The sequence below is a fragment of the Dinghuibacter sp. genome (genome assembly GCF_035492835.1).
Lineage (GTDB): Bacteria > Bacteroidota > Bacteroidia > Chitinophagales > Chitinophagaceae > Dinghuibacter.
Map to the genome: position 1 here is coordinate 1 of NZ_DATJIY010000148.1, position 9112 is coordinate 9112.

8 protein-coding genes are annotated in these 9112 nt (G+C 57.3%); 5 read left to right on the forward strand and 3 right to left on the reverse strand.

Annotated elements, in window-relative coordinates:
* Together VL547_RS13675 and VL547_RS13680 are read right to left on the reverse strand one after the other, a co-directional pair.
* On the reverse strand, positions 1 to 235 hold a 235-nt coding region (locus tag VL547_RS13675), incomplete at its 3' end, for a hypothetical protein (RefSeq protein WP_325578668.1).
* Between the two features lie 19 nt (positions 236 to 254).
* Positions 255 to 1721: a hypothetical protein gene (locus VL547_RS13680; RefSeq protein ID WP_325578671.1), complete on the reverse strand. Its 1467-nt coding sequence runs from the start codon at positions 1719 to 1721 to the stop codon at positions 255 to 257.
* Between the two features lie 111 nt (positions 1722 to 1832).
* Here VL547_RS13680 and VL547_RS13685 point away from each other — a divergent pair, with 111 nt between their 5' ends.
* The 5 genes from VL547_RS13685 to VL547_RS13705 all read left to right on the forward strand — a co-directional run bounded on the left by VL547_RS13685 (position 1833) and on the right by VL547_RS13705 (position 8524).
* On the forward strand, positions 1833 to 3269 hold the full coding sequence (locus tag VL547_RS13685) for a hypothetical protein (RefSeq protein ID WP_325578673.1): 1437 nt from the start codon (positions 1833 to 1835) through the stop codon (positions 3267 to 3269).
* A 35-nt stretch (positions 3270 to 3304) separates the two neighbouring features.
* Positions 3305 to 3709 (forward strand): DoxX family protein, encoded by a 405-nt coding sequence (locus VL547_RS13690; RefSeq protein ID WP_325578675.1) that lies wholly within the window; start codon positions 3305 to 3307, stop codon positions 3707 to 3709.
* 239 nt (positions 3710 to 3948) lie between these two features.
* Positions 3949 to 4212, forward strand: a complete 264-nt coding sequence (locus VL547_RS13695) for a hypothetical protein (protein ID WP_325578677.1) — start codon at positions 3949 to 3951, stop codon at positions 4210 to 4212.
* A gap of 21 nt (positions 4213 to 4233) precedes the next feature.
* Positions 4234 to 5487: a DNA polymerase IV gene (dinB, locus tag VL547_RS13700; RefSeq protein WP_325578679.1), complete on the forward strand. Its 1254-nt coding sequence runs from the start codon at positions 4234 to 4236 to the stop codon at positions 5485 to 5487.
* Positions 5477 to 8524 carry a DNA polymerase III subunit alpha gene (locus tag VL547_RS13705; protein ID WP_325578681.1) on the forward strand — a complete coding sequence of 1016 codons (3048 nt, stop codon included), beginning with the start codon at positions 5477 to 5479 and terminating at the stop codon, positions 8522 to 8524. Before dinB ends, VL547_RS13705 begins: the two co-directional genes overlap by 11 nt.
* A gap of 45 nt (positions 8525 to 8569) precedes the next feature.
* On the opposite strand, the gene VL547_RS13710 is transcribed toward VL547_RS13705, so the two are convergent.
* A partial coding sequence (locus VL547_RS13710) for a hypothetical protein (protein WP_325578683.1) occupies positions 8570 to 9112 on the reverse strand: 543 nt, incomplete at its 5' end.

The window sequence follows — 9112 nt, forward strand, 5'->3', positions numbered from 1 at the left end:
GGGGGTGGTAGAAGGAGGGAGTGCGCTGGGCATCAAAGGTTGTGCCTGTAGGAGCCGAATAGGTCTTCTGCGAATGCCTATCTAAAGTAATCGCCATAATTTTCGGGAACCTTTTGTAGACATTCACGGTATCAAAGCGACTTGGCAGCTTTACGTATATCGTATCTATGGCAACCCGCTTTTGAGTACCAGATATTTGAACAAAGAAAAATATCGCTAAGCATATATAATTCATATATAGAAATTTTTAGGGATCAATCCTGGCATTTACCTCCTTCATTCAACACGCGCTGATATTCTGTAAAATTAGAATCCAACCCCTTATCCACAACCTCCTCCTGATAAACCGTAGCATCCTGCAGCCCCATGTACATGAGCGCCTCGTAAGGAGTTAGGGATGAGCCGACGGCGGCGGCGGTGGACTTGTAGTAGGTTTGGACGAATTGTTGGAGGGTGGTGGCCAGGGTGGCGATGTTGTCGACCATCCAGTCGTGTTCGATGCTTTCCCAGATATTGTTGGATTTGGATTCGAGCTCGAAGTAGGTGGCGAGCTCGGAAAGGGTCATGTCGTTGATGGGCTTGGGCCACGCGTCCACGGTCGCGGTGCCGAAGGTTTCGAGGACTTTTTGACGGAGCTTGGCGTGGAAGGCTTCGTGGATGAAGGTGGAGGCGAGGTAGATGCGGGAGTAAGAGCTGTCTTCGGCTTCGGTGCCGTTGATGGTGATGAGGAAGCTGTTGTTGCCCAGAAAGGCGCATTGGCCGTCGACGTCGGTGAGGCCGGTGGATAGGGTGAAGGTGACGTTATAGGGCTGGCCGTCGTCGAAGCTGGACAGGACGCTTTTGAGGCCGTGGTTGAGGTTGGGGTTCATGAGGTGGGTATAGACGCATTGGACGATGGGATGGTTGGTTATGGAGGTGTCGGGTTTTATCGAGGCGGCAGCGGCGCCGGAGCCGGTCGGGCTGCCGGTAGGCACGCCTACGAGGGTGTAGTCGGCGGAAGTGGGGCCGCCGGAGGGGTAGCTGGGCGGGTTGCTGCCGGAGGAGCCGGTGCATTCTTCGGTGGTGTAGGCGTATTCGCAGATGGTGGGGCCGTCGCCGATAGTGGAGCAGGCGTACCAGTCGGTTTCGGTGCAGGTGGGTTTAGGGGCGGTGGGGGCGGCGAAGTCGGGTTCGATGCCGGGATTTGGACGGATATAGGTGTGGGATTCGGTAAGGGAAATGGTGGCGCCGGCGGTATAGAGGTAGGCGCGGAGGAAGTTGCCTTGCCAGTCTTCGATGCGTATTTCGGAGGTGGTCGGGGACAAAGGGATGCGGGCGAGGCGTTCGATATGCCAGTGGTGGAGGGTGTCGCGGTATAACAGCAGCCGGCTGATCTGGTTGGCCGGGAGTGCGGCGGAACCGGTGTGGAGGGTGAGACCGGGGCGTGTGGCTATGGAGACGGAGATGGCGGGACCAAAGGACAACGCCAGGATTTGGACGTTGTTCCAGAGGGGCTGGCTGTAGCGGGCGGACCAGGTATAGGTGGTCGTGTCGGGGGGATAGACCGACCAGAATGCGGTTTCGGCGGCGCGGATTAAGGCGGCGTCATCGGACGTACGAATGGTGGAATCTCCTGACGTACGGATGGCAGCGTCAACCAACGTCCGAACAGCGTTGGGTTTGTTGCACGAAAGCGGTAAGAGGATAAGCAGGAGCCACCACGGGGCTCGTGAAGTTTGCATGGTTGAGATTATTTAGGGAACCAAACTAAAGAGAGTTTAGCAGAAAAACAATCCGTAAAAATGGGGAGGGCGGGGCAAAAATGTTGAAATCCATATATTTACAAAATAGCTATGGGCGTAAAGGACAAAAAGACTGGGAATTTACCGTGGATCGCGGCCGCGTTGGCCCTGACCGCGGTGGCGCTCGCGCTTTGGGCCCTCCCGGGAGTGGGAATATCCGCGGACGCGATCACGTACGCCAGCGTGTCGCGGAACCTTACCCAGGGAGGGGTGCTGCGGTCGTTCGACCGGGACATGTATGTCGATTTTCCGGTGGGTTACCCTTTTTTCCTGGGGGTGATACAGTGGGTGACACGTGTCGATCCGCTGGCGTTTGGGCAGGTGGTCAACGCGATATTGTTTGGGCTTTTGGTGGCAGGAGTGATCGGGATGCTCGAAAGGGAAGGGGTAACGAAGTGGCAGCGGACGCTGATCGGCGCTTGTGTGGCGGCGAGTCCGGCATTGCTGCAGGTGTATGAGATGTTGTGGTCGGAGACGCTGTTTATTTTTTGCATAGGGGTGTTTTTGTGGGCGGGGGCTTGGTATGGGCGGACGCATAGCTGGAGGGCGTTTTGGTTGATGGTGGCGGCGGCGGGCGTGGCGGCGGTGACGCGGTACGCGGGGGTGACGGTGATAGCGACGGGAGGGTTGGTACTGCTGCTGGAACACAAACGGATAGGACGCGCCTTCCTCTTTGGGACGGTGGCGTCTGCCCCGCTGGCGATAAACCTCGTGCGCAACCGTCTCATCGGCGGGACGGTGACGGGGGACCGGCAAAAAAACCTGCTGCCGCTGAGCGTACACCTGAACCGGTTTGGCGGGGTGCTGTGCGAATGGACGCCGCCGCTGGACAGGGCGAAATGGCTGTACACGGCCGTGGCGATCTTGTTCCTGCTGGTAATAGTCGTGGCCTGGTGGCGGAGCCGAAAGAGGCCGGCGGGGCTGTTTGCGATAGCGTTGACACTGGCGGCGGTGTATTCGGCCTTTATACTGACCACGGCGATGCTTACGGCGTTCGAGGCGTTGGATACGCGGTTACTGGCGCCATTGGTGGTACCGGCATTGATCGGGCTAGGCAACACGTTACCCAAAAAGACAGTTATACTGGCGCTCCTGATAATATCGTCGGTTGCAGCGGATATACGGTATATCAAGGACCCCGGGATCGCCTACAAGAGCTATGTCCGGTATGACCCCGCGGCCCTGGACCGTTCGCCGACGATCACGTTTGTCAACCGGCAGCCGGTCCTGCTGGATTCGAATACGAGCGTTTATACGAACGCGCCCGACATCCTGTATTGGAAAACGCGGCGGGTGTCGTCGGATTATCTCCCCAGCCTGGACGATCCGGAGGATTTACGGGATTTCCGGTACGATCATGGGGCTTATCTGATCTGGATCGACGCCTGTTTGGCGTATCCGAAAGCATATCTGGACCGTTTGAAGCAACAGGTTTCGCTGGAATTGGTGTACACCTTTCCGGATGGGGCGATTTATATATACAAATAAACCTTATATTAGAGGGCCCAAAATCCACTCTCTACATGAAAAGGTCTTTCCGTTCCAATATCCCGGTCAGGATTGATGTTGCCCTGCTGATACTGCGCGTGTGGGTGAGCGCCAGCTTATTTATCAAACACGGTTTGGATAAAGTGCTCCATTTCCAGGATATGGCCGCCCGTTTCCCGGACCCGATACACGTGGGCGCAAGAACGGGGCTGATCTATGCGCTGATCTCGGATGCGCTGTGTACGATCCTCGTCGCGGCGGGTTTTTTGACCCGGCTGGCGGCGTTCCTGATCGTGGTCAACCTGGGCGTGGTCTTTGGCGTGATGCATGGCTTCTACTTTGGGGACGGGAACGCGGAGCTGGTGTATGTATACCTGGGTGCGTATATCGTCCTGGTATTGACGGGGGCCGGGCGATATAGCGTGGACAGCTATTTATAGGGCATGCGTCTCCTCAAGAAGTATCAGGAAGGTTATCAGGCTCATCGCTTCGGTTTTGTCCCCCATTGGAAATTGCTCTGTGCCAGAGCAGATAACGAATTTTCCTGTGGCTCGTATGTCTTCAAACCGAGAAGTCAAAATTGAATGTTGAATTATAAAATGTTATAATTCCAGCTCCCTAAAATACTTGGTCTCATTTTTGGCAATGGGGTGGTGATAACCTAATGAACCCTCCTATGATGTTGAAAAAGATCATTTTCTTCCACTATTCCTTTGCCATTCCGGCAGAGGTCACGTGGGAGCCGGAGGGGCGGCCGATCGAGATAAAACTCCTGCAATCGGTCGCCCTGGACCTGCCAAAGGAGATGCAATTGGTCGTAGAAGACCGGCGGCTGGTAGGTTTTCCGGACGTATTCCATGACCATATGGATACGCTGCGCTCGATTACCGAGGCCATTCGCGACCAGGGCATTCCCGTTTATCTAAGACAGCTAAAATACTAATTTTTTTAGTATTTTAGCTGCATGGAAACCTCCCGTTCGGTGGCTCATTTCGACCTGGACGCGTTTTTTGTCTCGGTGGAATGCTTGAAGAACCCCATCCTCAATGGGAAACCCCTCATTGTGGGCGGGGGCGAACGGGGCGTGGTGGCGGCGTGCAGTTATGAGACGCGGAAATTCGGCGTGCACAGCGCCATGCCGATGAAGCTGGCCAAACGGTTGTGTCCGGAAGCGATGGTGATTTCGGGTGACATGGAAAGCTATTCCAAGTACTCGCACATCGTAACGGACATCATCCGCGACAAGGTACCCGTCTGCGAAAAGGCCAGTATCGACGAGTTCTACGTCGATTTGTCGGGGATGGACAAGTTCTTCGGCATCTCGAAATTCACAAGGGAGCTCCGGGAGTCCATCACGCGCGAAACGGGGTTGCCGATTTCGTACGCGCTGGCATCGAACAAGCTCGTCAGCAAGGTGGCCACCAACGAGGTCAAGCCCCGCGGCCAGATGGAGATCCCGTTTGGCGAAGAGCGCCGGTACCTGGCACCGCTGTCGGTGCAAAAGCTGCCGATGGTGGGACAGCAGACGGCGGACCAGCTGCGGCAAATGGGCGTGGAAACCGTCCGCGTACTGGCCGACATCCCCATGGAAATGCTGGCTAATATTTTTGGCAAACACGGGATCGACCTCTGGCGCAAGGCCAACGGCATCGACGAAAGCCCGGTGGTGCCTTACAGCGAGCAAAAAAGCATCTCTACGGAAAGCACTTTTCACAGCGATACCACCGACATGGCCTTCCTGGGCAACGAGCTGGTGAAGATGACGGAGCGGATCGCCTTCGACCTGCGGCAGCAAAACCGTTTGACAGGGTGCATCACCGTTAAGGTGCGGTATTCCAGCTTCGACACCTTTACCAAACAGGCGACGATCCCGTACACGGGTTCGGACCATGTGCTGCTCCGGAAGGTGAAGGAATTGTTCGCACAGCTCTATGACAGGCGATTGCTGGTCAGGCTCGTCGGGGTGCGTTTTTCCCACCTCATTCCGGGCAATTACCAGATTAACCTGTTCGAGGATACGCAGGAGATGATCCATTTGTATCAGCAGATCGACCACATCAAGCGCCGCTTCGGGAGCGATCTGCTCGTCAGGGCGGTGGGCTTCGTGGGCGGAGAAAACGGCGGTTCGCGGCGCAGGGACCCCGCGCAAAGCGCGGCGGGCCGCGAAGGCCGCGGCGCCTGGGGGCACGACGAGTCGGGGAGGCGTTATGTACATTAATTGCAAAACCTATTTCAGCTACCGCTACGGCACCTTCCCCACGGAGGAGCTCGTAAAAACGGGGGCGGCGATCGGCGCGGAGGCGCTGGCGCTGACCAATATCAATTCCACGGCGGACGCGTGGGACTTCTACGAATTCTGTATACAAAACGGCATCCGCCCGATCCTGGGTGCGGAAGTGCGCAACGGGGACACGTTCTGCTACCTGTTGCTGGCCAGGAACCTGGACGGGTTCGCGGCGATCAACCGTTTCCTGTCGGAACACCTGCAGGCAAAGGAGCCCTTTCCACGGCGGCCGAAGCTGAAGGCGGAACACGTCTGGATCGTCTATGGAATGGAGGCGGTGGGCAAGGACGCCCTGGATTCGATCGGCTGGGGCTCGCTCGACGCGGTGGGAAGGGGCGCGACGGGGCCGCGGGCACTACAGGCAACCGACCTGCACGAGCACGAGCTGATCGGGGTGCGGCCGTCGGAAGTGAACAAGCTCTTTGGGAAGAACACCGCCACCGGCAAATTCGTGGTCCGCAACGCGGTCACGTTCCAGGCGCCCAGGGTGGACGACCGCAGCCGCGACCGGAATCAAAAGAACGAATCCTACCGGTTGCACCGGTTGCTCCGGGCTATCGACAAGAACACGCTGCTGACGAAGCAGCGGCCAGAGGATATGGGGGCGGCGGATGAGTATTTTTTGACAAACGAACAAATCGGCTCCGTTTTCGGGCGCTATCCAGCCCTTTTGACAAGAACGCAAGAGGTGATCGACGCCTGTGACCTGTACATGGACTATAGCACCGATAAGACGCTCCAGTGCTTTACTCAAAGCCGGGATGAAGACCGGGCGCTGCTGCGGGCGGAGGCGTTGGAGGGTTTCCGGTATCGGTATGGGGATCGGGCGGACGCGCTGGAGCGGCTGGAGAAAGAACTCGGGATCATCGACCAGATGGGCTTCAACGCATTTTTTCTGATCACCTGGGACGTGGTAAGGTATGCGCAGCGCCGCGGATTTTACTACGTGGGCCGCGGCAGCGGGGCCAATTCGATCGTAGCCTATTGCCTCCGGATCACCGACGTGGACCCGATCGAGCTGGACCTGTATTTCGAGCGCTTTTTGAACCCGCACCGGAGCTCTCCCCCGGACTTCGACATCGACTTCAGCTGGAGGGACCGGGACGAGGTGATGGCTTACGTATTCAAGCGTCATGGCGGCGAACGGGTAGCGTTGCTCGGGATGTTCAGCACGTTTCAGCGGAGCGCGACGATACGGGAGCTGGGCAAGGTCTGCGGGCTGCCAAAGGCGGAGATCGACGCGCTGGTCGATAACGTGAAATCGCCGATGAAGGAAGACCGTTACCAGCGTGGCATACAATATTACAGTGAACGGATGCTCAACTTCCCCAACCACGGCTCGGTACACCCCGGCGGGATGTTGATCAGCGAAAAACCCATCACTACCTACACCGTGGTGGAGCTGCCGCCCAAGGGTCTGCCGACGGCGCAGATCGATCTTTTCCTGGCGGAAAAAATCAACCTCTTCAAACTCGACCTGTTGAGTCAGCGGGGGCTTGGGCATATCAAGGATTGTATCGAGCTGGTCCGGGCGGGCAAGGGCGTGACCATCGACATCCACGACGTCGCCGCGTTCAAGGTCGACCCGCGGGTGGCTTCGGGTATCCGCCGCGCGGAGACCGTCGGGTGCTTTTATATCGAAAGTCCCGGCATGCGGCAGCTCCTGCAAAAACTGCGGTGCTCCGACTACCTCACGCTGGTAGCGGCGAGCTCGATCATCCGGCCCGGGGTGGCGCAGTCGGGGATGATGCGGCAGTATATTCACCGGTTCCATAACCCTTCCGGGTTCACGTATCTGCATCCGGCCCTCGAAGAGCTGTTGGCGGAGACCTTTGGCGTCATGGTGTACCAGGAAGACGTGATCAAGGTCGCGCATTTTTTCGCGGGGCTGGACCTGGGCGAGGCCGACGTGCTGCGCCGCGCCATGAGCGGGAAGTATCGGGGGAACGAGCGGTTCCAGCGGATCCGGGAGCGGTTTTTCGAGGGTTGCGCCCAGAAGGGGTATGATCCGTCTCTCGTCGCCGAGGTCTGGCGTCAGATGGAGTCTTTCGCCGGATTCTCGTTCAGCAAGGCGCACTCGGCGTCGTTCGCGGTGGAAAGCTACCAGAGCCTGTTCCTCAAGACCTACTACCCCATGGAGTTCATGGTGGCGGTCATCAACAACTTCGGCGGGTTTTACCGGACGGAGGTGTATTTCCATGAGCTGAAGCGAACGGGGGCGGTCGTGCAGCCGCCTTGCGTCAACACCGGCGAGTACCTTACCTCCATTTGCGGCGCACAGGTGGTGTGTGGATTTGTGCACGTGCAAGGGTTGGAGGAGAAGATGGTGCGTTCTCTGCTGGCCGAGCGATCACTGCGTGGCGCCTTTCTCGACGTGGGCGACCTGGTCGACCGCGTGGCCATCACCCCCGAACAGATGAACCTGCTGATCCGTGTCGGCGCGCTCCGGTTTACCGGCAAGCGGAAAAAGGAGCTGCTGTGGGAAGCCACCTTCCTGTACAAGAAAAAACAACGCCAGCCCGCGGGCGTCGCCCTCTTTCGCGAGGCACCGGTCCGCTGGCAGTTGCCGGAGCTGGCGGAGCACCCGTTGGACGATGCGTATGACGAGATGGAGCTCCTGGGGTTTCCCTTGGGGGATGTGTGGGCGCTCGCCGATGCGCCGCTGGAGTCATTTGTCGCGGCGGCCGACCTGGACAGGCGTCTTGGCGAAACCGTGTCCATGATCGGCTACCTCGTTACCACCAAGCCGGCGCGCACGGCCAAAGGGGAGTCCATGATGTTCGGGACCTTTTTTGACAAATGCGGCGACTGGGTGGATACCGTACACTTTCCCGCTTCGCTCGCGCAATACCCCTTCCAGGGGAACGGGTTTTACATATTTTCGGGGAGGGTATCCGAGGAATTCGGAGTGTATTCCGTTGAGGTCGCTTCGATGCGGAAGGCGGGGTTGAAAGGACGTAATCGTATTTAGATCTTTACCATGGCATTAACCTTGTCTGTATCTCGGTCAAATAACCTACTTTATCACCGTCAACCAATGCTGCTCAAAACTTTCCGTTTTCGAAGAGTCATCCGGGAATGAGGTAACCGACAACCGGTACGGTTGACCCGAGCGATCGTTCTGCTCGACAAACTTTCCGCTGGCGTTCATCGAATACAGGTTGTATGTAACTGTTGTGGGCGCCAAGCCGTTGGGGTCGCCGCTGAAGCTTTTTGACACGTAGTCCCATTGACCGGCACCGTTAAAATCATAGAGCGCCAATTGGTCGTCCGCGTTAAAAGTGCCGAAGAAGCTCTTCTCCTTTGTCGAGACGTCATATAGCAGATAGTATTCCGCGCCGCAAGCAAGGCCGGAACAAGGCCCGTAGGACATCCTGATCCCGATGATTTCCCTGTCGTCGACCTTGAACAGGCTTATCTGGTCCCAATTATTAACAAAATCGACGCTGTCGTTCCCGGTGTCCCAGGGTTTGTTTAGCGTTACCTTATCCTTTAGGGTAAAGAGATCGCCATCGATCATTACTTTGGTTTCGTCATCGGTATTGAACCATTTGATGAG

What these genes read in the sequence shown, in the direction of transcription:
- VL547_RS13680 (WP_325578671.1), bottom strand. Translation starts at nt 1,721, where the DNA reads ATGCAAACTTCACGAGCCCCGTGGTGGCTCCTGCTTATCCTCTTACCG.
- VL547_RS13685 (WP_325578673.1), top strand. Translation starts at nt 1,833, where the DNA reads ATGGGCGTAAAGGACAAAAAGACTGGGAATTTACCGTGGATCGCGGCC.
- VL547_RS13690 (WP_325578675.1), top strand. Translation starts at nt 3,305, where the DNA reads ATGAAAAGGTCTTTCCGTTCCAATATCCCGGTCAGGATTGATGTTGCC.
- VL547_RS13695 (WP_325578677.1), top strand. Translation starts at nt 3,949, where the DNA reads ATGTTGAAAAAGATCATTTTCTTCCACTATTCCTTTGCCATTCCGGCA.
- dinB (WP_325578679.1), top strand. Translation starts at nt 4,234, where the DNA reads ATGGAAACCTCCCGTTCGGTGGCTCATTTCGACCTGGACGCGTTTTTT.
- VL547_RS13705 (WP_325578681.1), top strand. Translation starts at nt 5,477, where the DNA reads ATGTACATTAATTGCAAAACCTATTTCAGCTACCGCTACGGCACCTTC.